The following is a 22,655-nucleotide window of genomic DNA, read 5'->3' on the forward strand; positions in this document are numbered from 1 at the left end:
ATGTGGGAGCGGGCTTGCTCGCGAATGCGGTGTGTCAGATAAATCAATGTCGCCTGACACTCCGCTTTCGCGAGCAAGCCCGCTCCCACAGGGGGAGTTGTGGCGATTTCAGCCCTGCCCGAACACTTGCGAAGGCCTACGCAGCAACGGGTCGAACGGATTGATCCGCGGTCCGATCAGCGCCGCTTCGCGCTTGAGCATTTCGACCACCGTCGGCAAGCGATCCGGCCCCAGCCGATCACTCACGGTCGCCACACTCAGTGCCGCCACGGCCCGCCCTTCACGATCCAGAATCGGCACCGCCACCCCGGCCATGCCCTGCAACACGCCGGTGTTGCGCCCGGCATAACCGAGCTTGCGCACATTCTCGACTTCCGAGCGCAGGAACACCTCGTCGTACAGGTGGAAATCCTTGAGCCTCGGCAAGTTGTAGTGAATCACCGTGTCGCGCTCTTCTTCCGGCAGGAACGCCAGAATCGCCAGGCTGCCCTGCCCCACGCCCAGTGCTACGCGCCCGCCGATGTCACCGGTAAAGGTGCGGATCGGAAACGGCCCTTCGCTGCGATCCAGACAGATCGCGTCAAAACCACTGCGCGCCAGCAAGAACAACGAATCCCCCAACGACGCCGACAGCCGCAGCAACGCCGGACGCACCAGCTCGCGCAGGTTTCCAGTGTTCCCGGCGCGGGCCGCCAGCGCAAAAAACTCCAGACTCAAGCGATAGCGTTTGCTGCGCGCATCCTGCTCGACCATGCCCTCGTCCATCAGGCTGCGTAGCAATCGGTGCGTGGTCGGTTGCGACAAACCGATGCGCTGAGCCAGTTGCGTCACCCGCTCCCCGCCCTCGACGGTGTCACCCAGACTGCGCAGCACGGCAAACAGTCTGGAGACTGCGCCAACACCGACATCACTTTTGCTTTCATTCCGATCAATGGAATCTGTCATGGGTTTTCTCGAGTATTAATTTACTCACCGAATGAAACTGAAAATAGTCATCGCTTCAGTGAAATAGGGCATTGAGCCCATCCTATTCTTCGTCCTACTCTGCGTCCAGACAGGGGCGATTCGAACAACAGCGGCAGCCGACTGAAGTCGAGCGCCAACGCACCCAGCAAGACCTTTTCGTATCTGCCCATACAAAAAAGCGCGCCTTCGGGCGACGCATAACAATCTCAGGTGGAGCGCAGTTATGGCTTTTGTGCAACTTGAAGGACTCGGCAAACGTTACGGTGAGATCGACGCCGTCGTTGCCACCAACCTCTCGGTCGAGAAAGGCGAGTTCGTCTCGCTGCTCGGCCCCTCCGGCTGCGGCAAAACCACCACCCTGCAAATGATCGCCGGCTTCGTCGAAGTCACGAGCGGACGCATTGTGCTGGACGGTCGCGACATCACCCACGCCAAACCCGCCAGCCGTGGTCTGGGCGTGGTGTTCCAGAGTTACGCGTTGTTCCCGCACATGACCGTGAAGGACAACGTCGCCTTCGGCCTGCGCATGCGCAAAGTGCCCGGTGCCGAGTTGCAGCAGCGAGTGGACCGGGTGCTGAAACTGGTGCGCCTCAACCAGCACGCCGAGCGCTACCCGCGAGAGCTCTCCGGTGGCCAGCGACAACGCGTTGCGTTGGCTCGGGCCCTGGTGATCGAGCCGCCGGTGCTGTTGCTTGATGAGCCGCTGTCCAACCTCGACGCCAACCTGCGCGAAGAGATGCAATTCGAGATCCGCCGCATCCAGCGCGAAGTCGGGATCACCACGTTGATGGTCACCCATGACCAGTCCGAAGCGCTGTCCATCAGCGACCGGGTGGTGGTGATGCAGGCCGGGCGCATCACCCAGATCGACGCGCCCTACACCCTTTACGAACACCCGCGCACCGAGTTCATTTCCGGCTTCGTCGGCAAGGCCAATCTGCTGCCCGGCGATCGGGACAGTACCGGCATCGTCCAAGTGAGCAGTGGCGGCGAACTGATCCTGAGCCTGCGCCCGGAAAAAATCGACTTGCGGGACAAAGGTCAGGGTCGCCTGCAAGGCAACATCGTCAGCCGCTTCTTTCTTGGTAGCCAATGGCTGTACGGCGTATCGACGACCCTGGGCGAACTCAGCGTGGTTCGCCGCAATGACGGTTCGGCACCGCTGACCGAAGGCACGGCGGTCGGGCTCGATTGGGACGCAACGTTGCTGCGGGTGCTGAGTGTCGACGAGGTGCCGGCATGAGTACGCTTGTCGCCATTCGCCAGGGACGCCAGGGTTACTGGCTGTCGGCACCGGCCCTGGCCTTATACCTCAGCCTGCTGGTTATCCCGCTGCTGCTGACCTTGGTGCTGTCATTCAACGTCTTCGACTACAGCTCGGGGATCAACGGCGATGCCTACACCCTCGATCACTACAGCAGCCTGCTGGGCGATCCGTACTTCTACGAAATCTTTTTGCGCACGATGTGGATCAGCGCCCTGACCACCCTGCTCTGCGTGGTGATTGGCGTTCCCGAGGCCTACATCCTCAGCCGCATGGGTGCGCCATGGCGCTCGATTTTCCTGATTCTGATTCTTACGCCGTTGCTGATTTCGGTGGTGGTGCGCGCCTTCGGCTGGAGCCTGTTGCTGGGTGCCGACGGCCTGGTCAACCAGACCCTGCAAGCCTTCGGCGGCTCGCCGATGAAGCTGCTGTACACGCCGTTCGCAGTGGTGATTGCGCTGGTCCACGTGATGCTGCCGTTCATGATCATTCCGGTCTGGACCTCGCTGCAAAAACTCGACCCGGCCGCCGAGCAGGCCGCGATGTCCCTCGGTGCCAGCCACTTCACCGTGATGCGCCAAGTGGTGCTGCCGCAGATCATGCCCGGCGTGCTCTCCGGCACCTTGATTGTGTTCGGCCTGGCCGCCAGTTCGTTTGCCATCCCCGGCCTGCTCGGCGGACGCCGGATAAAAATGGTCGCCACGCTGATCTACGACCAGTACCTGTCGGAGCTCAACTGGCCGATGGGCGCGGCCATCGCCGTGGCCCTGCTGTTGCTCAACCTGCTGATCATGCTGTCGTGGAACCGGATGATCGAAGGCCGCTACAAGAAGTCATTGGGATAACTCGTCATGTCCAAGAACGGTCCTTTCGCCCTGCTGTTCCATACCCTGGTGGTGCTGTTCATGCTGGCGCCGCTGGTGGTGGTCTGCCTCGTGGCCTTCACCCCGGAAAACACCCTGAGCCTGCCAACCACGGAGTTTTCCCTGCGCTGGTTCCGCGCGGTGTTCGAGCGTGCCGACTTTGTCGATGCGTTCTACAACAGCCTGATCCTCGCGTTCTGCGCCGCCAGCCTGGCGACGCTGATTGCGGTGCCGGCGGCGCTGGCGATCACGCGCTTCGAGTTCCCCGGCCGGGATTTTTTCAATGGTCTGTTCCTGTCGCCGATCATCATTCCGCACCTGGTGCTGGGTGTGGCATTGCTGCGCTTGTTTGCGCTGATGGGCGTGAACGGCAGCTTCGCCTGGCTGATCTTCGCCCATGTGCTGGTGATCACACCGTACGTGCTGCGGCTGGTGCTGGCGTCGGCCATCGGCCTGGATCGCAGCGCCGAACACGCCGCGCAATCGCTCGGTGCCGGGCGCTTCACGCTGTTCCGGGAAATCACCTTGCCGATGATTCTGCCGGGGGTGGCCGGTGGCTGGCTGCTGGCGTTCATCAACAGCTTTGACGAGGTCACGCTGTCGATTTTCGTCACCTCGCCGGCCACGCAAACCTTGCCGGTGCGGATGTACGTGTACGCCACCGAATCCATCGATCCAATGATGGCGGCGGTGTCGGCACTGGTGATTGGGCTGACCGCGCTGACGATGATTTTGCTCGACCGGGTCTACGGCCTCGATCGGGTTCTGGTGGGCAAACAATGAGGGCGCCATGGCTCTGCTGAAACGACTGGCCGAAGGCGACCGCCCGGCCCTGGACTTTACCCTCGACGGCACACCGGCCACCGGCCTGCTCGGCGACACCTTGCTGACGGCGGTGCTGACCTGCAGCGAACACTTGCGTGGCAGCGACTTCAGCGCCGAACCCCGCGCAGGGTTTTGCATGATGGGTGCGTGTCAGGACTGCTGGGTACGACTGGGCGATGGCCGGCGCGTGCGTGCCTGCTCGACGTTGCTCGAAGCCGGGCAGCAAATCAGCCGCGAACCGGGACGCACGATATGAACACCCAATCTACCTGCACAAACCGGATTCCCTGTGGGAGCGAGCTTGCTCGCGAAAGCGGTCTGTCGGCCAACACACCTGTTGAATGTTCCGCCGTCATCGCGAGCAAGCTTGCTCCCTCAGGGGGATGGGGATGAAGCCTGTAGTCATCATCGGTGCGGGGCCCGCCGGGATTCGTGCGGCGCAGACGCTGGTCGCCCACGGCGTTCGCCCGGTGCTGCTGGACGAAGCAGCACGTGGTGGCGGGCAGATTTATCGCCGCCAACCGGCCAACTTCAAGCGTTCGCCGGTCAAGCTGTATGGCTTCGAAGCCGGCAAGGCCAACGCGTTGCATCAGACGATTGACGCGCTGCGCGAGCAACTCGACTACCGTCCCGAAACCCTGGTATGGAACGCCGAGGACGGTGCGCTCGACACCTTGCATGAAGGCCGCGCCGCGCGGCTGGCGTTCTCCCGGGTGATCGTCGCCACGGGCGCCACCGACCGGATTCTGCCGGTACCGGGCTGGACCCTTCCGGGGGTCTACAGCCTCGGCGCAGCGCAGATCGCCCTCAAATTTCAAGGCTGCGCCATCGGTGAACGCGTGGTGTTCGCGGGCAGTGGTCCGTTGCTGTACCTCGTGGCGTATCAATACGCCAAGGCCGGTGCAAAGGTGGTCGCTGTGCTCGACAGCTCGCCTTTCAGCGCTCAGGCCCGCGCCCTGCCCGGCCTGCTCTCGCAACCGGCCACCCTGGCCAAAGGCATCTATTACCGCAGCTGGCTGACCGCCAACGGCATCCCGGTGCATCAGGGCGCCAGCCTGAAACGCATCAATGGCGAACAACGTGTGCAATCGGTGAACTGGTCCAACTCAAAGGGTGAACAGCCACTCGATTGCGACGCCGTCGCCTTCGCCCATGGCCTGCGCAGTGAAACCCAACTCGCCGATTTGCTCGGCTGTGAATTCGCCTGGAACCCGCTCAACCGCGCTTGGCTGCCGCAACGTGACAGCGCCGGTCGCAGCAGTGTCGCCGAGGTTTACCTGGCCGGTGACGGCGCCGGCATCATGGGCGCCGACGCGGCGGAAATGGCCGGCGAACGCGCGGCCCTGGCGTTGCTCGAAGACATCGGTTACCTGATCCCACCGCAACGTGGGGCGCAATTGGAGCAGGCGCTGGGGCGGATCGATACCTTCCGCCAAGGTCTGGAACGGGCCTTCGTCTTTCCCGAGAATTGGGCCGCCGATGCCCCGAATGACGTGATGATCTGCCGCTGCGAAGAAGTGCGGGCCGGCGACATCCGCCAAGTGGTGCGCGAGGGCCATTGGGAGATCAACCGGGTCAAGGCGCATTGCCGGGTCGGCATGGGGCGCTGTCAGGGCCGAATGTGTGGCGCCGCCGCCGCGGAAATCATTGCCTGCGAAAGCCAGCGCTGCGTGTCCGACATCGGCAGGCTTCGGGCTCAGGCGCCGATAAAACCCCTGCCGTTTGGTCTGGAGGTCGAGTCATGATCGAAGTCGACGCGGTCATCATTGGCGGCGGTATTGTCGGCGCCTCCGCCGCGCTTTTTCTGAGCAAGGCCGGGCGTCGCGTGGCGCTGCTGGAGCGGGACTTCTGTGGCTCGCATTCCAGCGGCGTGAACTACGGCGGCGTGCGGCGTCAGGGGCGACCGCTGTCGCAACTGCCACTGTCGCAGCGGGCTCACGACATCTGGGCGCAACTGCCGCAACTGATTGGCATCGACGGTGAGTATCAGCGCAGCGGCCACCTGAAACTGGCCCGCAGCCTCAGCGATCTGCACGCCTTGCAAGACTATGCCGCCAGCAGTCGGGGCTTTGGTCTTGATTTACAGGTACTCGAACGCAGTGAATTACGCGCACGTTTTCCGTGGGTCGGCGAGGTGGCGGTTGGTGCCTCGTTTTGTCCCGATGACGGTCACGCCAACCCGCGACTGGTCTCCCCGGCGTTTGCCCGGGCGGCGCGGCGGCATGGCGCGCAGGTCCATGAACAATGCCCGGTGACGGCGGTGGAACACGACGGCCAACGCTTTCGCGTCAGCACTCAAACCGACCTGGAATTGCAGGCGCCCTGGCTGCTGAATTGTGCCGGAGCCTGGGCTGGCAGCCTGGCAGAACAGTTCGGTGAGGCGGTGCCGATGCATGCCGGGCACCCCGCGATGCTGGTCACCGAACCCTTACCGCTGGTGATGAATGCCAGCACCGGGGTCGAGGGCGGCGGTATCTATGCCCGTCAGGTCGCGCGCGGCAATTGCGTGTTGGGTGGCGGTCAGGGTTTTGCCCTCGACGGCGCCCGCGCACGGCCCGGTCAACACGCGGTGATCGAGATCCTGCGTCAAGCCGTCGAACTTTATCCATTTCTTGAAGGCGCCCAGGCGATTCGCACCTGGAGCGGCACCGAAGGTTACCTGCCCGATCGCCAACCGGTGATCGGCCACAGTGGCACTCAACCCGGTCTGTTGCACGCGTTCGGCTTTGCCGGCGCAGGTTTTCAGATCGGGCCTGCGGTGGGCCAGGCGCTCACTGAAATCATCTGCAGCGGCGCTTCAAAAACGTCGCTGGATGCGTTTTCCATCACCCGGTTTCACTCCATCTCCGTTGCTTGATAGAGGAAGGTCGCGCCAATGAATAACGTCAAACGCACTGCACTGCTCGGTATCTCCTGCATGAGCGCCTTGCTCACGGTCAGCCAGGCCCAGGCCGAACCGACGCTTTACCTGGGCATGAACGGCGGGACCATGGAGCGGCTCTACGCCGATAAGGTGCTGCCGGTTTTCGAGAAGGCCAACAACGTCAAAGTGGTGATTGTGCCCGGCACCTCCGCCGATATTCTGGCCAAGGTCCAGGCCAGCAAAGGCAACCCGCAGATGCACGTGATGTTCCTCGACGACGGCATCATGTACCGCGCCATCGCCATGGGGCTGTGCGACAAACTCGAAGACAGCGCACCGCTGGCGCAGATTCCGGCCAAGGGCCGCATCAAGGATCAAGCGGTGGCGGTCAGCCTTGGCGTGACCGGGCTGGCGTACAACACGCGGTTGTTCAAGGAGAAAGGCTGGACCGCGCCGACCTCGTGGATGGACATGGCCGACCCGCGCTTCAAGGACAAACTGGTGTTCCAGTCGATGGCGTCCTCGACCTTCGGCCTGCACGGCTTCCTGATGTTCAACCGGATTCAGGGCGGCAGCGAAACCGACGTCGAGCCAGGTTTCAAGGCGTGGCCAAACACCGTCGGGCGCAACGTGCTGGAGTACATCCCGAGTTCGGCTAAGATTTCCGAAATGCTTCAGACCGACGAAGCCGCGCTGTTCCCGCTGACACCGACCCAGGTCACCGCCCTGAAACTCAAGGGCATGCCGGTTGAGTATGCGCAACCGAAGGAAGGCGCCGTAGTGCTCAACGTGGCCGAATGTGCCATCGCCAACAACACTCAGCCGGAACTGGCACAGAAACTCGCGGCCTTCTTGCTGACACCAGAAGCGCAGGCCGCGGCGCTTGAAGACGGCGACCAGATCCCGTCCAATCCGAATACCCCGACCACCGACAAGACTCGCGGGCAGGTCGAGGCGATGAAACAGTACCTGACCACGGCCATTGCGATTGATTGGGATCAGGTCAACGAACAGCGCCCGGCATGGAATGCGCGGTGGAATCGCAGTATCGAGCGGTAACTTCCGGCATAGCACTATCTATGTAGCAGCTGTCGAGCCCGCGAGGCTGCGTTCGACTGCGAAGCAGTCGCCAATCCATTCCCTGCGGTTTACCTGAATGACCGCGGTGTTTGGTTTTACGACTGCTACGTCCGAACGCGGCCCGAACCGAACGCAGCCTCGCGGGCTCGGCAGCTGCTACAGGTCGACACTACTGGAATGAAAATTCCCCATTTGGTTACACTACGGCGCGGCAGCTCGGGGAGCGGCCTGACGATTACGGGGTGAAATCACAGTGGCCGTTCGACCGCCAAACCGTTCGCGACTCACACCACGCTGGCCTGCGCTACGCCGCTTGTTCGGCAAGTCATCGGCTGCATCCGCCGGTAACACCGCGACCGGTCGAGTCATCCACGACTACTTCCACCGCAAGGCCCACTCCCAGGGCTACACCCTCAGCCATAGCCAACTGCGTGTCATCGACTGCATGGCGCAACACGCCGCTGCGCTGCCGTGCACCTTGGCAAAAACGCTTCCCGGCCTTTACCTGCACGGCGCCGTGGGGCGCGGCAAGAGCTGGCTGCTCGACGGGTTTTTCCAGGCCCTTCCCATCGCGGAAAAACAACGCCTGCATTTTCATGAGTTTTTTGCGCACCTTCATCAAGGGATGTTCAGTCATCGCGATCAGCCCGATGCCCTGGAAACCACCCTCGACGAACAGCTGCGCGATTGCCGGGTGCTGTGTTTCGACGAGTTTCACGTCCATGACATCGGCGATGCGATGCTCATCACCCGGCTGTTCAAGGCATTGTTCCGCCGACGCATCCTGCTGCTCGTCACTTCCAATTACCCACCGGAAGGACTGCTGCCCAACCCGCTGTACCACGCGCGCTTCAAACCGGTGATCGACCTGATCAATGCACGCATGCAGGTCATGGAGGTCGGCGGTCCCCATGACTACAGAAGTCAGGCGAGAACCCACGCCCAGCAGCTGTTTACCCAGGGACAGTACGTCTGGCCGGCCACGCTGGCGCAGCGTCAGTCGTTGAACCTGCCCGAACGCGACGCGCCGGCCATTCAACTGCCCGTCGGGACACGCAACCTTCAAGCCCGACACTGCAAAGGGCGAACCATCGGATTCACCTTCGGCGATCTGTGCGACCAACCGACTGCGGTGATGGATTACCTGGAACTGTGCCGTCGTTTCGATCACTGGTTCATCGATGAGCTGCCCAACCTCGCCGATTGTTCCATCGCCGCCCAACAGCGCTTCATCAATCTGGTCGACGTCCTGTACGACCAGGACAAGCACCTGATTCTGCTCGGGCAGCAGTCTTTGCGCGAAAGCCTGGGCGGCGATGCCATCGATCTGGCGCGCACGCGCAGCCGGTTGGGGCAGTTGGTCGAAGTCAGGGATCCGGTCTGACACGTCCCCGGCCTTTGCCGGTATCATGTCGCCCGTTTCCAGGCCCCCGTGCCCTCCTCCCGATCAAAGTGAATCTGTTCATGGCTACCCTTGCCCAACTGCGCGCCGGCCAACTGTCGGGCGTTACCCGCCTGGACCTCACCGGCGGCCTGACGGAGTTTCCGCGAGAAATCTTCGACCTGGCGGACTCGCTGGAAGTCCTCGACCTCAGCGCCAATGCCTTGAGCAGTCTGCCGGATGACTTGCACCGCCTGACCCGTTTGCGCGTGTTGTTCTGCTCGGACAATCTGTTCACCGAACTGCCCGAGTGCCTGGGCCAATGCGCCGCGCTGACAATGGCCAGCTTCAAGGCCAACCGTATCGAACGCGTGTCAGGCGCCGCGCTGCCACCGTTGCTGCGCTGGTTAGTCCTGACCGATAACTGCATCACTGAGTTGCCCGCCGAGCTGGGTGAACGCCCGCACCTGCAAAAACTCATGCTTGCCGGCAACCGCTTGCAACGTTTGCCGGAAAGCTTGCGTCATTGCCATCGACTCGAACTGATCCGCATCGCCGCCAATCAGTTAAGCGAGTTACCCGAGTGGCTGCTGTCCCTGCCGAGCCTGGCCTGGCTGGCGTACGCCGGTAATCCGCTGGAGACCGAAGCCGATGCGGCCGCCCTCGAAGCCACGCCCTGTATTCCCTGGTCCGAACTGCGTCTGGAGCAGCAACTGGGCGAAGGCGCGTCGGGGGTGATTCATCGGGCTATTTGGGATCGACAGGACCAACCGGCCACACAGGTCGCGGTCAAACTCTACAAAGGCGAAATGACCAGCGATGGCTCGCCGTTGCACGAAATGAACGCCTGCATCACCGCCGGTAGTCACCCCAACCTGATCGGGGTTGAAGGGCGCATCGTCGGACATCCAGAAGACCAGGTCGGGCTGGTGATGCAACTGATCGATCCGAGCTATCGCAATCTGGCCGGGCTGCCGAGCCTGGCGTCATGCACCCGCGACGTTTACGCCAATGACACCCGGTTCAGCGCTGGCGTGGCATTGCGCATCGCCTGTGGCATCGCCTCGGCAGCCGAACATTTGCACCAGCATGGCATCACCCACGGCGACCTCTATGGCCACAACATTCTGTGGAACGAGCACGGTGATTGCCTGCTGGGGGATTTCGGCGCGGCGTCGTTCCATGCCACCTCGGACAGCCTTGAAAGCCGTGCGCTGCAACGGATCGAAGTGCGAGCGTTTGGTATTTTGCTGGGGGAATTGTTGGAGCGGATCGACTCGGGGTTGAGCGATGCGGGTCGGGGCCAGTTGGAGGCATTGCAGCAGCGCTGTTGTCAGCCGCAGGTGCTGGCGCGGCCGGGGTTCGGCGAGATTGTGCGAGCCTTGGAAAATTGGTGACCGCTTTGCGGTCACCAAAGTAACGGTTTAACCCGCCAACCCGACAAACATGTCCTGCACGTCATCGTGGTTATCGAGGCCTTCGAGGAAGGCTTCGACTTCAGCCATCTGCTCATCGCTCAGACCGCTGACCGGATTTTTCGGCTGATAACCCAACTTGGCCGACAACACGGTGAAACCTTGCTCCGGCAGGGCTTTCTGCACGGCGTCCAGGTCCGCAGGCTCGGTCAGGAACAGGGTCGTGCCCTCTTCTTCGCCCGGCTCGAAATCCTGGGCGCCGGCTTCGATAGCAGCCATTTCCGGATCGGCGTCAGGGCTGTCCGGGGACGCCTCGATCATGCCGACATGGTTGAAGTCCCATGCTACCGAACCGGAAGCGCCCAATTGGCCTTTGCGGAACGCGACGCGGATTTCAGCGACGGTACGGTTGATGTTGTCGGTCACGCATTCGACGATCAGCGGCACCTGATGCGGGGCGAAGCCTTCATAGGTCACGCGATGGTATTGCACGGTTTCGCCCAACAGGCCCGCGCCTTTCTTGATCGCGCGATCCAGGGTTTCCTTGGGCATCGAGGCTTTCTTGGCCTGCTCGACCACCAGACGCAAGTGTGCGTTGGTGGCAGTATCGGCACCGTTGCGGGCAGCAATGGTGATTTCTTTCACCAGTTTGCCGAAGATTTTGCCCTTGGCGTTAGATGCCGCTTCTTTGTGTTTAACCTTCCACTGTGCGCCCATTACTCACTCTCTTGATCTGTGGCGCCGAGACATCTATTGGCCGACGCATGGCGCAAGTTTATACGCCCTAAAGTTGGCAATCGACCAAAAATTCCATCCTGTTTACCCGCATGACCAATCGACATCTTCACCGACAGTTGTAGGGCGATTCTGAAACTTCGATTTGCGGTGACCATAAAGGGCTGTGGTTTCGTACCCTCTGCGCCCGTATTCCATGGCAGAAGCGCGTTCGATGCACAACGACAAGGAAAGTCCCTTCACCCTGACACTTCTCGACGGCGATTTGAGTTTTCAGGTGTTGCAGTTCAGTGGCCGAGAAGCCCTCAACCAGCCCTATCGATTCGACATCGAAGTGATCGGCCTGGCGCCGGCCATGAGCCTCGACCGATTGCTGCAACAACCGGTGTTCCTCAGCCTGATGGAGGGTCAGGGTATTCACGGCGTCCTTCACAGTGCCAGTCGAGAGCATCGCGGCCCCCACCGGATCGGCTACAAACTGGTGCTGGTGCCCTACCTTCAATGGCTCGATCGGCAGCGTTCACGCAGGGTCTTTCATCACCTCAGCGTACCGATGATCCTGCGCCAACTGCTGGAAGAACATGATGTGCCCGAGGGGAGCTATCGCTTCGAATTGTCGAACGGGCACTATCCCGTCCGGCCTTTTTGCATTCAGTACGAGGAGAGTGATCTGGCATTGCTGCAACGGCTGTGTGAAGAAGAAGGCATTCACTATCACTTCGAACATCAGCGTGACGGGCATGTGCTGGTCCTGGCCGATGACAGCCTGAGTTTCCCCCAGGAACCCGCACTTACGCCGTTCCAGGGCAACGCGCCCGAAGACAGTGAGGTGCCGGTGATCAGTGAGTTGTTCCAGCGCCATGACTCGCCGCCCTTTCCCTCACGACTGGAGGCCAGGAACCGTGGTTCGCAGAACCCCGACAAGGGAGCGGCCAACCACGCTTTCAGCAAACCATTGCCGGTGATGGTCCGGCCCGCGCCCGAGCACATCCATCGCGATCAGTTGAGCCGACGACAACTGGAACGACTGCGCTGCCAGCACCTGCAGATCCACGGTCAAAGCAACCAGAGCGCACTGCGCAGCGCACGGATAGTGCAAGTGTCAGAACATCCACTGTCGAATTTCAACGATCAATGGCTGCTCACCGAAACCCGACATCAGGGGCAACAACCTTCGATTCTTGCCACCGACAAACCTGTCACTGTCCGCCATTACCGCAATCGGTTCACCGCCATTCCCTGGTCAACGGTCTTCAGGCCGGCGCTCAAACAGACCAGGCCGAGCATCCCGGGTTATCAACTCGCCCGAGTACTGGGGCCGGCCGGGCAGCCGGCTGTGCTCGATGATCGAGGTCGAATACAGGTCACGCTGTGGCCAACAGCGAAAGCGGATCCGCTTGAATCTGCCGGTCTCTGGTTACCGGTGGCCCTTGCGGCGCCGGACGGTCGGATTGACCCGTCCAGCCTGCCAAAGGCCGGCAGCGACGTCCTGATCAGTTTTCTCGACAGTGACCCGGACCGGCCGGTGCTGTGCGTCGGCATGGGTCATCACCCGCGCACTCGGCGCGTTCCCGAGCCACGCCGCGATAGCCGCTTGCTGCTCGATTGGCTGGTCAATCGCTCGGACCTCACACCCTGACACTCAGCCTTTGTCGGCCTTGTCGGCCGCTGGCGCAGCAAGCCACGAGGGAAAGGAGTTCAGCTACTCAGAGGTTTTACGGTGATCGGTTGGTTAGGCACGAAAGCGCTTTCGGCACGCAGGCCAGCCGGGCGGCTGTTCCAGTGCGGGATCAGCACCAGGGCCGAAAACAACGCGCAGCCGGCGAAGACGATGAACACGGTGACCGAGTCGAAGTAGCCCGGCAGCAATCCGCCGAGAATCGCCCCGACCGAACCGCAACCGTTGACGAAACCGGCCGCTGTGGCGCCCGCCTTGGCGGTGCCGAAATCGATCGCGGCCGCGCCGCTGATCATCGAGTCCGGTCCATACAGGGTCAGGCCCATGATGAACAGCAGCGCCACCACCAGCATCACGCTGCCGGTATGCAAGGCGCCCATGAACAAGGCCAGGGTCACGGTCAACGCCAACAGGCTGAGCACACACGCCGGCATGCGTCGGGCGCCGAACACTTTGTCCGACGCCAGGCCCAGCAGAATCGGCCCGAGCAACCCGGCCAGTTCAAACGCGGTCGGAATGATTGCAGCGCCGACTTTGCCCACCGAGGGCATCTGTTCGAAGACGATTACCGGCCCCCAGAGCAGAATCGCGTAGCGCGCCGGTTTCAGCAGAAAGTACGCGAGGCCCAGCACCAGCACGGTGCGGTTGCGCAGAATTTCTTTTAACGGTTCCAGCATGCTGATCTTGCTTTGCGCGTCGGCCTCTTGCGCCGTCAGTTGCGGCTCCGGCTCCACCGCCGGCAAGCCAACGTCTTCGGGTTTGTTGCGCTGAAAAATAAAAAACAGCACGGCGACCAGCCCAACCACCGCCGCACTGGAAAAGAACGCCGCATGCCAGGTGCCGATCAGCGTATACGCCCACCAGCCTGCAAACGGCGAAGCCACCAGCCCACCAAAGGCGTAACAGGAACTCCACAACCCCAGCACCCGCCCGCGCTGCTCGGAGGGAAAGAAACTGCCGAGGTTCTTGCACAGCCCGGACCAGCCGGTGGACTGGGCAAACCCTTGAATCAACATGCAGGTAGCGAAGATTGGTAACGTCGCGAAACTGCCCATCACCAAGGCTGCCGCTGCTGAAATCAGCAACCCGCCAAACACTACGACCCTTGGGCCAAAGCGGTCGGCCAGGATGCCCCAAGTGAATTGCCCGATGGCGTAAGCCGTGAGGTAGATGGCGTCGAGGTTGGCCATGGCCATTTTGTCGAGCATGAAGGTGGGGTCTTCAGCGATCCCCAGTTTTGCCACGGAAAAAGCTTTGCGGGTGAAGTAGAAAGCGGCGTAAGCGAGCCAGGTGATCGCGAAGATCTGCACGCGCCAACGCTTGATAGTGCCGATGTGCTTGTTCATGGTGATTCTGACCTCAGGGTGTGAGTGTGCCGGCAGAAATTGAGAAATAACGCCAATTTTTTTTATTGTTGAGCACTTCGATATCGCAGCTTCCCTGAGGCGATATCGGTCAGATGAGTCCTGCTGTTGCACGCACAGGCTCATGGCCGCCAACGCTGTTCGACTGAGCAGTCACCGGGGCTGAGGTCAATAAAAACAATTACTGATTAATAAGTGAAATCGATTTATCGTATTTCCAATATAAGCCCAGATTGTTACTGGAGGTTTCGATGTCGGTTTCCCACGCCCAGCTCAAAGCCTTCCACGCCGTGGCCGTGCACGGAAGCTTTACCAAAGCCGCCGAGCGGTTATTTCTCACACAACCGGCGATTTCCGACCAAGTGCGCAAGCTTGAAGAGCGTTTCGGTGTGCTGCTTTTCCACCGCAACAAACGTTCGGTCCGGCTGACGGATTTGGGCGAGCGTTTACTGAGCATTACCCAGCGATTGTTCGTTATCGAGGCCGAGGCGCAGGAGCTCTTGCATGACTCCAGGGCCTTGCAGACCGGTAGCCTGATTCTCGCGGTGGATGCGCCAGTGCACGTGTTGCCGCAGATTGCTCGCTTTTGTGAGCGCTACCCCGGCATCAGCGTGAAGATCGAAACCGGCAACACCGACGAATCGCTGTTTCGGCTGTTCAACTATCAGGCCGACCTGGCGTTGCTGGGCCGAGAGGTGAGTGACGAACGTCTGATCTCGCTGCCGCTGCGCAACGACCCGATGGTGGCGTTCGTTTCGCGCAATCATCCGTGGGCCGACCGCGAGTCGATTTGCCTCGCGGATCTGGATGACACGCCTTTGGTGCTGCGGGAAATCGGCTCGGTGACGCGCCAGACGCTGGAAGAAGAAATGGCTCAGGCAGGCTTTCGCATTCGGCCGGCGATTCAGGTTGAAGGTCGCGAAGCGGCGCGTGAGGCGGTGGTCGTGGGGATTGGTATCGGTGTGGTATCGGCTGCCGAGTTCGGTGCAGATTCGCGGGTGTGCGCGTTGCCGATTACCGACTGCAAACGACGGCTGACGGAAACGCTGGTGTGCCTGCGCGAGCAGAGTTCGCGGCGGGTGGTGGCGACGTTTCTGGACATGGTTCGCGAGAGTCTGGCGTAAGCAGGCCCGACCCCATCGCGAGCAAGCTCGCTCCCACAGGGATTGATGTCGGCCGCATATCTTGTATACGACGCAAAACCTGTGGGAGCGAGCTTGCTCGCGATGCAGGCGCTGCGGTTTATCTAACTGGCGCCAACCCGAAAAACGCCTGTATCAAGCGCAAATCCCGCCGCCGCTCCATGCAGCCAATCATGTGCCGATTGACCAACCCTTCACCAAGAATCGGCACCGCCACCACCCGCGGATCATGGCTGACCTCCACCGACGACACCACGCCGACCCCCAACTCTGCGGCGACGGCTTCGGTCACCGCCTCGCGACTGTCCAGCTCCAGCAACACCCGTGGACTGACCAACGCCGCCGCGCACGCCTCGTCGAAGGTGCGCCGGGTGATCGAGCTCGGCTCGCGCAACACCATGATCACCTGATCCAGCGCCTTGAGCGGCACCCCCTTGGACATCTGCGCCCAAGGATGACCGCCGGGCACCAGCGCACAAATCCGTGATTCGCTTAAATCTTGCAAATGCAGCCCCTTGCGCGGTTCGACCTCGGTCAGCACCGCCACGTCGGCATGCTCCGACAACAACGCCGCCAAGGTTTCCTGAGCATTGCCCAGCCGCAGGTTCACGGTAATGCCGGGATACCGCGCGCGCAAACTGGCGAGCATCGGCATGACCATGTGCGGCCCGTCCGCCGCAACCTCCAGACGCCCGGTCAGCAACTGCCGGTTCGCTTCCAGCATCACCTGCGCTTCTTCGGCCAGACCAAACATCGCCCGGGTGATCGCGGCCAGTTTGGTGCCTTCCTCCGTCAGCTCCACCCGTCGCGCGGTACGTCGCAGCAGGGTGATCTGGTAATGCTCCTCAAGCGCCTTGATGTGCCCGGTGACCGCCGGTTGGCTGATGAACAGACGCGCGGCGGCCCGGGTGAAACTGCCCTCACGGGCCACCGCATCGAACGCGCGGAGCTGGAACAGGTTCATGAATAACTCTCACTGATGGCTGGCATAACAACAAACAATTTGATTGATAGCACGGCAAATTGCAATTTAAGCCCCGTAGCTTCATCCCATCGATTGCGAGGACACGAGAATGAGTACTGCCGAACCCATCCTGCTCACCCCCGGCCCACTGACCACATCGGCCCGTACCCGTCAGGCGATGATGGTCGACTGGGGCTCATGGGATGACCGCTTCAATCAACTGACCGCCAGCCTGTGCGAACAACTGCTGGCGATCATCAACGGCGGCGACAGCCACCACTGCGTGCCCCTGCAAGGCAGCGGTACGTTCGCGGTCGAAGCGGCGATCGGCACCCTGGTGCCTCGCGACGGCAAAGTCCTGGTGCTGATCAACGGCGCCTACGGCAAACGCCTGGCGAAAATCTGCGAAGTCCTCGGCCGCTCCTTCAGCACCTTCGAAACCGCCGAAGACGAGCCGACCACCGCCGCCGACGTCGACCGCCTGCTGCGTGCCGACGCCAGCATCACCCACGTCGCGCTGATTCACTGCGAAACCAGCACCGGGATCCTCAATCCGCTGCCGGAAATTGCTCACGTCATCGCGCAACACGGCAAACGCCTGATCATCGACGCCATGAGCTCCTTCGGCGCACTGCCGATCGACGCGCAACAGGTGCCGTTCGACGCGCTGATCGCCGCCTCGGGCAAATGCCTGGAAGGCGTGCCGGGAATGGGCTTTGTCTTCGCTCGTAAAGAAGCGCTGGCCAATGCCGCCGGCAACTCGCACTCGCTGGCGATGGACCTTTTCGACCAGCACACCTACATGGCCAAGACCGGCCAATGGCGCTTCACCCCGCCGACCCACGTGGTCGCCGCGTTGCACGAAGCCCTGCTGCAATACAACGAAGAAGGTGGTTTGCCTGCCCGGCATCAGCGCTATGCCAACAACTGCAAAGTGCTGCTCGATGACATGGCCAAATTGGGGCTGCGCAGTTTCCTGCCCGCCGCGATTCAGGCGCCGATTATCGTCACCTTCCACGCACCGAAAGATCCGCGCTACCAGTTCAAGGAATTCTACGAACGCGTCAAGGCCAAGGGTTTCATCCTTTACCCCGGCAAATTGACCCAGGTCGAAACCTTCCGCGTCGGCTGCATCGGCCACGTCAACCAGGACGAGATGCACGCGGCCGTGGCGGCGATCGCCGAAGTGCTGCGCGAGATGGAAGTCCTCGAAATCTGACTCACCACGACCTGTAGGAGCTGTCGAGTGAAACGAGGCTGCGATCTTGTGATCCTGTTTTTACAAAGGCAACGTCAAAAGATCGCAGCCTCGTTTCACTCGACAGCTCCTACAGAGATCACCATTTCCCACCTACAGGATTTGATCACCATGAACTACAGCAACCCAACCAAGCTGCAAGCCGCCATCCTCGACTGGGCCGGCACCGTGGTCGACTTCGGCTCTTTCGCGCCAACTCAAATTTTTGTCGAAGCCTTCGCCGAGTTCGACGTCCAGGTTTCCATCGAAGAAGCCCGCGGACCGATGGGCATGGGCAAGTGGGATCACATCCGCACCCTGTGCGATCAACCAGAAGTCGCCGAACGTTATCGCACCGTGTTCGGCCGTACGCCGACCGACGATGACGTCACGGCCATCTACAAACGCTTCATGCCCCTGCAAATCGAGAAAATCGCCGAGCACTCGGCGCTGATTCCGGGCGCGTTGGACACCATCGCCAATTTGCGCCAGCAAGGGATCAAGATCGGTTCCTGCTCCGGCTACCCGAAACAGGTCATGGACAAAGTTGTCGAATTGGCCGCCACCAACGGTTACGTCGCCGACCACGTGGTCGCCACCGATGAAGTGCCCAATGGCCGCCCATGGCCGGCCCAGGCGCTGGCCAACGTTATCGCGCTGGGCATCGATGATGTCGCGGCCTGCGTGAAGATCGACGACACCGTGCCGGGCATTCTTGAAGGTCGTCGTGCCGGCATGTGGACCGTGGCGCTGATCTGCTCGGGCAACGCGCTGGGCCTGGACTACGAAGGTTATCGCGCCCTGGGCAGCGACAAACTGGACAGCGAACGCAAGCGCATCCACGGGATGTTCGAAGGCTCGCGGCCGCACTACATGATCGACACCATCACCGATTTGCCGGAAGTGATCGCCGATATCAATAAGCGACTGGCCAAGGGCGAGATGCCGCAAACCAGCTGATTGCATCAATCGCGACAAAAAAAAGCGCCAGCTCCTGAACGGAACTGGCGCTTTTTTGTGGCCAACCACTTGATCCAGAGCATTGAACGCCCAAATAGCCACAGGCAAATCCACCAAAGCGGATTACAGTTAAAGCACACCGTCTAACAAGAACGGTGGCTCGACCTGACCTGTGAGGAACACCGTATGCCCTGGAAGAACTCCGACTCACGCTACAGCACCGTATCGATCACGCTGCATTGGTTGATGCTGGTCCTGCTGGCGCTGGTTTACGCCTGCATCGAATTTCGCGGGATCTTTCCAAAAGGCAGTGGCGGGCGGACGCTGATCGTTGAATCGCACTTTATGCTCGGTCTGACAGTGTTCGTACTGGTGTGGTTGCGCTTGTTCGCGCGCAGCCTGGGCCCGGCACCGCAAATCTTCCCGGCCTCGCCTCACTGGCAGACCGTGTTGGCCAAACTGATGCACTGGGCGCTGTACATCTTCATGATCGCCATGCCGATTCTGGGCTGGCTGGTCACCAGCGCAAAAGGTCACCAAGTGATGTTCTACGGCTTCGACCTGCCGCTGCTGATCGCGGAGGACAAGGCGTTGGCCAAGCAGATCGAGGGCTGGCATGAACTCGGCGGCACCATTGGATACTGGCTGATCGGCCTGCACGCCGTGGCGGGGATTTATCACCACTATGTGGTGCGCGATAACACTTTGCTGCGGATGATGCCCAAGCGCGGGTGAATCCCGCCGCTCACTGGAAACCCCGGCGGCCCTGCAAACCGCCGGTATGGACGAAGATCAGGCGCGTGCCCTTTTCGAATTTTCCGGCTTCTACTTGCTGCTTGAGCGCCAACAGGGCCTTGCCGGTGTACAGCGGTTCGAGAGGAATGCCGCAGGCCTGTTCGGTCTGATCGATGAATTCGAGCAACAGCGGATCGACTTTGGCAAAACCGCCACGGCTGGCGTCGAACAATTCATAAGCGCGATGGTGTAAACCCGCCTCCTGCACAATCGATTCGACTTGCTGCGCAACCCCATGATCGTCGGGTACCGCCAGCGCGCCATACACCGGGTGTTCACCTGCTTCGGCCAGCACCAGGCCGGCCAGGGTCGTGCCCGTTCCGCAGGCTAGCCACCAACCGTCGTAGTCGCTCCAGCCCAGACCGTTCAGTTGCTCGCTGGCCATTGTCCTCAGCTGCAGGCAGCCCTTTGCTCCCTGCAAACCGCCGCCACCTTCCGGCACCGGATACAGATCCGGATACTGCGCCTGCCATGGCAGCCAGAAACCCGGCTCGTGCCGCGCTCGATAGCCGCCATAACCGAGCCAATGCAACTGCATGCCGAACGCCTGCAAGTCTTTCACCGTCGGCGTTTCTTGCGGATGACCGCGCAACAGGCCAACCGTGCGAAAACCGAATCGTTTGCCCGCCGCGGCCAGTGCATGCAGATGATTGGAGTGGGCACCGCCCAGACTGATGATGCCTTTGGCACCGATCTGGTCAGCGGCTTTCAGGTGCTCGATGAGTTTGAACCACTTGTTGCCACTGATCAGCGGGTCGATATGGTCGAGGCGCAGGGTCGCGACTTCGATGCTTGATCGGGCGAGCCAATCAAGATGAAGGGGTTCGAGGGGAGCCTGGGGTAGCCATTCGTTGGGCGGGAGAAACATCGATGCCGGCTCTGGGTGAAGAGCCAGCATCTTAACAGCCGCAGTGATCGTTCCCACTCTGCGTGGGAATGCCTCAACGGACGCTCCGCGTCCGCTTTAGGGGACGCGGAGCGTCCCGGGCTGCATTCCCACGCAGAGCGTGGGAACGATCCACGTCAGAGTTCAGCAGCCAACCGGGACCCTTGGTTGATCGCGCGCTTGGCATCCAATTCTGCCGCCACATCCGCGCCGCCAATCAAATGCACGTTCTGCCCAGCCGCCACCAGACCTTCCTGCAACTCACGCAGCGGATCCTGCCCGGCGCAGATCACGATGTTGTCCACCGGCAGCACTTGCGGCTCGCCGGTTTCACCGATGCGGATATGCAAACCTTCGTCGTCGATCTTCAGGTACTCGACGCTGTTGAGCATCTGCACCTGTTTGTTTTTCAGCCCGGTGCGGTGAATCCAGCCGGTGGTTTTACCCAGGCCGTCGCCGACCTTGGATTTCTTGCGTTGCAGCAGGAACACTTCACGAGCCGGTGCGTGAGGTTCAGCCTTGATGCCGGCGACACCGCCGCGCGCTTCCAGATGCGTATCGATACCCCACTCCTTCCAGAACGCCTCGCGATTCTGGCTGGTGGCCACACCTTGGTGAACCAGGAACTCCGAGACATCGAATCCGATACCACCGGCACCAATCACCGCAACGCGTTTGCCCACCGGTTTGCGCTCAAGGATCACGTCCAGGTAGCTCAGCACCTTGGCGTTCTCGACGCCTGGAATTGCTGGAGTTCTTGGAGCAATGCCGGTGGCGAGAATGATCTCGTCGTAACCGCCCTCAACCAGTTTCGCCACGTCGACGCGGGTGTTCAGGCACACCTCAACATGGGTGGTCTGCAGTTTGCGGTTGAAGTAGCGCAGGGTTTCGAAGAACTCTTCCTTGCCCGGCACACGCTTGGCGATGTTGAACTGGCCACCGATTTCGCTGGCCGAATCAAACAGCGTTACCTGATGCCCACGCTCGGCGGCCACGGTCGCCGCGGACAGACCCGCAGGACCGGCGCCGACCACCGCGATTTTCTTGATCTGCTGCACCGGCAAGTAATTGAGTTCGGTTTCATGACAGGCGCGCGGATTTACCAGGCAACTGGTCAACTTGCCGCCGAAGGTGTGGTCCAGGCAGGCCTGGTTGCAACCGATGCAGGTGTTGATTTCATCGGCACGACCTTCAGCGGCCTTGTTGACGAAGTCCGGGTCGGCGAGGAACGGCCGCGCCATGGAGACCATGTCGGCATCGCCGTCGGCCAGAATCTGCTCGGCCACTTCCGGGGTGTTGATACGGTTGGTGGTGATCAGCGGAATGTTCACCGAACCGCGCAGCTTGGCCGTGACTTTGCTGAACGCACCACGCGGCACTTTGGTGGCGATGGTCGGGATCCGCGCTTCGTGCCAGCCGATGCCGGTGTTGATGATGGTCGCGCCGGCCTGCTCGATGGCCTTGGCCAGCGTCACGATTTCTTCCCAGCTGCTACCGCCTTCCACCAGATCGAGCATCGACAGGCGGAAGATAATAATGAAATTCGGGCCTACCGCTTCGCGCACCCGGCGGACGATTTCCACCGGCAGGCGCATGCGGTTTTCATAGCTGCCGCCCCAGCGGTCGGTGCGGTGGTTGGTGTGGGCGGCGAGGAACTGGTTAATGAAATAACCTTCGGAGCCCATGATCTCGACGCCGTCGTACTCGGCCTGTTGCGCCAGGGTCGAGCAAGTGACGAAATCACTGATCTGCTTCTCGATGCCTTCCTCGTCCAGCTCTTTAGGCTTGAACGGGTTGATCGGCGCCTGAATGGCGCTCGGCGCGACCTGTTTCGGGCTGTAGGCGTAACGCCCGGCGTGAAGGATCTGCATACAGATCTTGCCGCCCGCCTCGTGCACCGCGCGGGTGACGATGCGGTGCTTGAGCGCTTCTTCCTCGGTGGTCAGTTTGGCTGCGCCGGAATACACCCCGCCCTCATCGTTTGGGCCAATACCGCCGGTGACCATCAGGCCAACGCCGCCACGGGCACGTTCGGCAAAGTACGCCGCCATGCGCTCGAAACCTCCAGGCTTTTCCTCAAGACCGGTGTGCATCGACCCCATCAGGGTACGATTGCGCAGCGTGGTAAAACCCAGGTCCAGCGGGGCCAACAGGTGCGGGTAATGAGCGGCGGCCATCGGTAACTCCACATCGAGCGATCACGGAAAAAGTGCAGGAGCTCTTCGGCCCCCGTCAGT

20 protein-coding genes are annotated in these 22,655 nt (G+C 61.3%); 14 read left to right on the forward strand and 6 right to left on the reverse strand.

Features of this window, described 5'->3' with window-relative positions; genetic code table 11:
• Positions 1-108 precede the first annotated feature (108 nt).
• Entirely contained in the window at positions 109-945 is an 837-nt protein-coding gene (locus tag ACMXYJ_RS23870) for an IclR family transcriptional regulator (protein ID WP_415757177.1), read from the reverse strand.
• 244 nt (positions 946-1,189) lie between these two features.
• Between ACMXYJ_RS23870 and ACMXYJ_RS23875 the strand changes: the two genes are divergently transcribed.
• The 9 genes from ACMXYJ_RS23875 to ACMXYJ_RS23915 all read left to right on the forward strand — a co-directional run bounded on the left by ACMXYJ_RS23875 (position 1,190) and on the right by ACMXYJ_RS23915 (position 10,639).
• Positions 1,190-2,209, forward strand: a complete 1,020-nt coding sequence (locus ACMXYJ_RS23875; protein ID WP_415757178.1) for an ABC transporter ATP-binding protein — start codon at positions 1,190-1,192, stop codon at positions 2,207-2,209.
• The gene (locus ACMXYJ_RS23880; RefSeq protein WP_415757179.1) at positions 2,206-3,075 is read left to right on the forward strand and encodes an ABC transporter permease; all 870 of its coding nucleotides are present in this window, start codon (positions 2,206-2,208) and stop codon (positions 3,073-3,075) included. The genes ACMXYJ_RS23875 and ACMXYJ_RS23880 overlap by 4 nt, the downstream gene beginning before the upstream one ends.
• Positions 3,076-3,081: 6 nt before the next feature.
• The gene (locus ACMXYJ_RS23885; RefSeq protein ID WP_033057243.1) at positions 3,082-3,876 is read left to right on the forward strand and encodes an ABC transporter permease; all 795 of its coding nucleotides are present in this window, start codon (positions 3,082-3,084) and stop codon (positions 3,874-3,876) included.
• Between the two features lie 7 nt (positions 3,877-3,883).
• On the forward strand, positions 3,884-4,174 hold the full coding sequence (locus ACMXYJ_RS23890; protein ID WP_046047557.1) for a (2Fe-2S)-binding protein: 291 nt from the start codon (positions 3,884-3,886) through the stop codon (positions 4,172-4,174).
• A 133-nt stretch (positions 4,175-4,307) separates the two neighbouring features.
• Positions 4,308-5,663 carry an NAD(P)/FAD-dependent oxidoreductase gene (locus ACMXYJ_RS23895; protein ID WP_415757180.1) on the forward strand — a complete coding sequence of 452 codons (1,356 nt, stop codon included), beginning with the start codon at positions 4,308-4,310 and terminating at the stop codon, positions 5,661-5,663.
• On the forward strand, positions 5,660-6,775 hold the full coding sequence (locus tag ACMXYJ_RS23900; RefSeq protein ID WP_415757181.1) for an NAD(P)/FAD-dependent oxidoreductase: 1,116 nt from the start codon (positions 5,660-5,662) through the stop codon (positions 6,773-6,775). The genes ACMXYJ_RS23895 and ACMXYJ_RS23900 overlap by 4 nt, the downstream gene beginning before the upstream one ends.
• A gap of 18 nt (positions 6,776-6,793) precedes the next feature.
• A complete protein-coding gene (locus ACMXYJ_RS23905; protein WP_415757182.1) occupies positions 6,794-7,840 on the forward strand; it encodes an ABC transporter substrate-binding protein in 1,047 nt (348 codons plus the stop codon).
• Positions 7,841-8,114: 274 nt separating this feature from the next.
• Positions 8,115-9,245 carry a cell division protein ZapE gene (gene zapE / locus ACMXYJ_RS23910; RefSeq protein WP_415757183.1) on the forward strand — a complete coding sequence of 377 codons (1,131 nt, stop codon included), beginning with the start codon at positions 8,115-8,117 and terminating at the stop codon, positions 9,243-9,245.
• 80 nt (positions 9,246-9,325) lie between these two features.
• Positions 9,326-10,639: a leucine-rich repeat-containing protein kinase family protein gene (locus ACMXYJ_RS23915; RefSeq protein WP_415757184.1), complete on the forward strand. Its 1,314-nt coding sequence runs from the start codon at positions 9,326-9,328 to the stop codon at positions 10,637-10,639.
• Between the two features lie 27 nt (positions 10,640-10,666).
• On the opposite strand, the gene ACMXYJ_RS23920 is transcribed toward ACMXYJ_RS23915, so the two are convergent.
• Positions 10,667-11,374, reverse strand: a complete 708-nt coding sequence (locus tag ACMXYJ_RS23920) for a YebC/PmpR family DNA-binding transcriptional regulator (protein ID WP_046032546.1) — start codon at positions 11,372-11,374, stop codon at positions 10,667-10,669.
• Positions 11,375-11,606: 232 nt separating this feature from the next.
• Here ACMXYJ_RS23920 and ACMXYJ_RS23925 point away from each other — a divergent pair, with 232 nt between their 5' ends.
• Positions 11,607-13,031: a type VI secretion system Vgr family protein gene (locus ACMXYJ_RS23925; RefSeq protein WP_415757185.1), complete on the forward strand. Its 1,425-nt coding sequence runs from the start codon at positions 11,607-11,609 to the stop codon at positions 13,029-13,031.
• A 59-nt stretch (positions 13,032-13,090) separates the two neighbouring features.
• On the opposite strand, the gene ACMXYJ_RS23930 is transcribed toward ACMXYJ_RS23925, so the two are convergent.
• The gene (locus tag ACMXYJ_RS23930) at positions 13,091-14,416 is read right to left on the reverse strand and encodes an MFS transporter (protein ID WP_415757186.1); all 1,326 of its coding nucleotides are present in this window, start codon (positions 14,414-14,416) and stop codon (positions 13,091-13,093) included.
• Between the two features lie 269 nt (positions 14,417-14,685).
• On the opposite strand from ACMXYJ_RS23930, the gene ACMXYJ_RS23935 reads away from it, so the two are divergent.
• The gene (locus ACMXYJ_RS23935) at positions 14,686-15,558 is read left to right on the forward strand and encodes a LysR family transcriptional regulator (RefSeq protein WP_415757187.1); all 873 of its coding nucleotides are present in this window, start codon (positions 14,686-14,688) and stop codon (positions 15,556-15,558) included.
• A gap of 118 nt (positions 15,559-15,676) precedes the next feature.
• Here the strand turns inward: ACMXYJ_RS23935 and ACMXYJ_RS23940 are convergent, their stop codons facing one another.
• Positions 15,677-16,540 (reverse strand): LysR substrate-binding domain-containing protein, encoded by an 864-nt coding sequence (locus ACMXYJ_RS23940; protein WP_415757188.1) that lies wholly within the window; start codon positions 16,538-16,540, stop codon positions 15,677-15,679.
• Between the two features lie 109 nt (positions 16,541-16,649).
• On the opposite strand from ACMXYJ_RS23940, the gene ACMXYJ_RS23945 reads away from it, so the two are divergent.
• From ACMXYJ_RS23945 to ACMXYJ_RS23955, 3 genes are all read left to right on the forward strand, one after another.
• Entirely contained in the window at positions 16,650-17,759 is a 1,110-nt protein-coding gene (locus tag ACMXYJ_RS23945) for a 2-aminoethylphosphonate--pyruvate transaminase (protein WP_415757189.1), read from the forward strand.
• Between the two features lie 150 nt (positions 17,760-17,909).
• Positions 17,910-18,737 (forward strand): phosphonoacetaldehyde hydrolase, encoded by an 828-nt coding sequence (phnX, locus tag ACMXYJ_RS23950; RefSeq protein WP_415757190.1) that lies wholly within the window; start codon positions 17,910-17,912, stop codon positions 18,735-18,737.
• Positions 18,738-18,923: 186 nt separating this feature from the next.
• Positions 18,924-19,472: a cytochrome b gene (locus ACMXYJ_RS23955; protein WP_415757191.1), complete on the forward strand. Its 549-nt coding sequence runs from the start codon at positions 18,924-18,926 to the stop codon at positions 19,470-19,472.
• A 10-nt stretch (positions 19,473-19,482) separates the two neighbouring features.
• Here the strand turns inward: ACMXYJ_RS23955 and ACMXYJ_RS23960 are convergent, their stop codons facing one another.
• Positions 19,483-20,400 carry a 1-aminocyclopropane-1-carboxylate deaminase/D-cysteine desulfhydrase gene (locus tag ACMXYJ_RS23960; protein WP_415757192.1) on the reverse strand — a complete coding sequence of 306 codons (918 nt, stop codon included), beginning with the start codon at positions 20,398-20,400 and terminating at the stop codon, positions 19,483-19,485.
• A gap of 155 nt (positions 20,401-20,555) precedes the next feature.
• On the reverse strand, positions 20,556-22,595 hold the full coding sequence (locus tag ACMXYJ_RS23965; RefSeq protein ID WP_415757193.1) for an FAD-dependent oxidoreductase: 2,040 nt from the start codon (positions 22,593-22,595) through the stop codon (positions 20,556-20,558).
• Between the last annotated feature and the right edge of the window lie 60 nt (positions 22,596-22,655).

It is taken from the genome of Pseudomonas arabinosi, from assembly GCF_047758675.1.
Lineage (GTDB): Bacteria > Pseudomonadota > Gammaproteobacteria > Pseudomonadales > Pseudomonadaceae > Aquipseudomonas > Aquipseudomonas arabinosi.

Coding starts and splice junctions, on each gene's coding strand:
- ACMXYJ_RS23870 (WP_415757177.1), bottom strand. CDS start 945: ATGACAGATTCCATTGATCGGAATGAAAGCAAAAGTGATGTCGGTGTT.
- ACMXYJ_RS23875 (WP_415757178.1), top strand. CDS start 1,190: ATGGCTTTTGTGCAACTTGAAGGACTCGGCAAACGTTACGGTGAGATC.
- ACMXYJ_RS23880 (WP_415757179.1), top strand. CDS start 2,206: ATGAGTACGCTTGTCGCCATTCGCCAGGGACGCCAGGGTTACTGGCTG.
- ACMXYJ_RS23885 (WP_033057243.1), top strand. CDS start 3,082: ATGTCCAAGAACGGTCCTTTCGCCCTGCTGTTCCATACCCTGGTGGTG.
- ACMXYJ_RS23890 (WP_046047557.1), top strand. CDS start 3,884: ATGGCTCTGCTGAAACGACTGGCCGAAGGCGACCGCCCGGCCCTGGAC.
- ACMXYJ_RS23895 (WP_415757180.1), top strand. CDS start 4,308: ATGAAGCCTGTAGTCATCATCGGTGCGGGGCCCGCCGGGATTCGTGCG.
- ACMXYJ_RS23900 (WP_415757181.1), top strand. CDS start 5,660: ATGATCGAAGTCGACGCGGTCATCATTGGCGGCGGTATTGTCGGCGCC.
- ACMXYJ_RS23905 (WP_415757182.1), top strand. CDS start 6,794: ATGAATAACGTCAAACGCACTGCACTGCTCGGTATCTCCTGCATGAGC.
- ACMXYJ_RS23915 (WP_415757184.1), top strand. CDS start 9,326: ATGGCTACCCTTGCCCAACTGCGCGCCGGCCAACTGTCGGGCGTTACC.
- ACMXYJ_RS23920 (WP_046032546.1), bottom strand. CDS start 11,374: ATGGGCGCACAGTGGAAGGTTAAACACAAAGAAGCGGCATCTAACGCC.
- ACMXYJ_RS23925 (WP_415757185.1), top strand. CDS start 11,607: ATGCACAACGACAAGGAAAGTCCCTTCACCCTGACACTTCTCGACGGC.
- ACMXYJ_RS23930 (WP_415757186.1), bottom strand. CDS start 14,416: ATGAACAAGCACATCGGCACTATCAAGCGTTGGCGCGTGCAGATCTTC.
- ACMXYJ_RS23935 (WP_415757187.1), top strand. CDS start 14,686: ATGTCGGTTTCCCACGCCCAGCTCAAAGCCTTCCACGCCGTGGCCGTG.
- ACMXYJ_RS23940 (WP_415757188.1), bottom strand. CDS start 16,540: ATGAACCTGTTCCAGCTCCGCGCGTTCGATGCGGTGGCCCGTGAGGGC.
- ACMXYJ_RS23945 (WP_415757189.1), top strand. CDS start 16,650: ATGAGTACTGCCGAACCCATCCTGCTCACCCCCGGCCCACTGACCACA.
- phnX (WP_415757190.1), top strand. CDS start 17,910: ATGAACTACAGCAACCCAACCAAGCTGCAAGCCGCCATCCTCGACTGG.
- ACMXYJ_RS23955 (WP_415757191.1), top strand. CDS start 18,924: ATGCCCTGGAAGAACTCCGACTCACGCTACAGCACCGTATCGATCACG.
- ACMXYJ_RS23960 (WP_415757192.1), bottom strand. CDS start 20,400: ATGTTTCTCCCGCCCAACGAATGGCTACCCCAGGCTCCCCTCGAACCC.
- ACMXYJ_RS23965 (WP_415757193.1), bottom strand. CDS start 22,595: ATGGCCGCCGCTCATTACCCGCACCTGTTGGCCCCGCTGGACCTGGGT.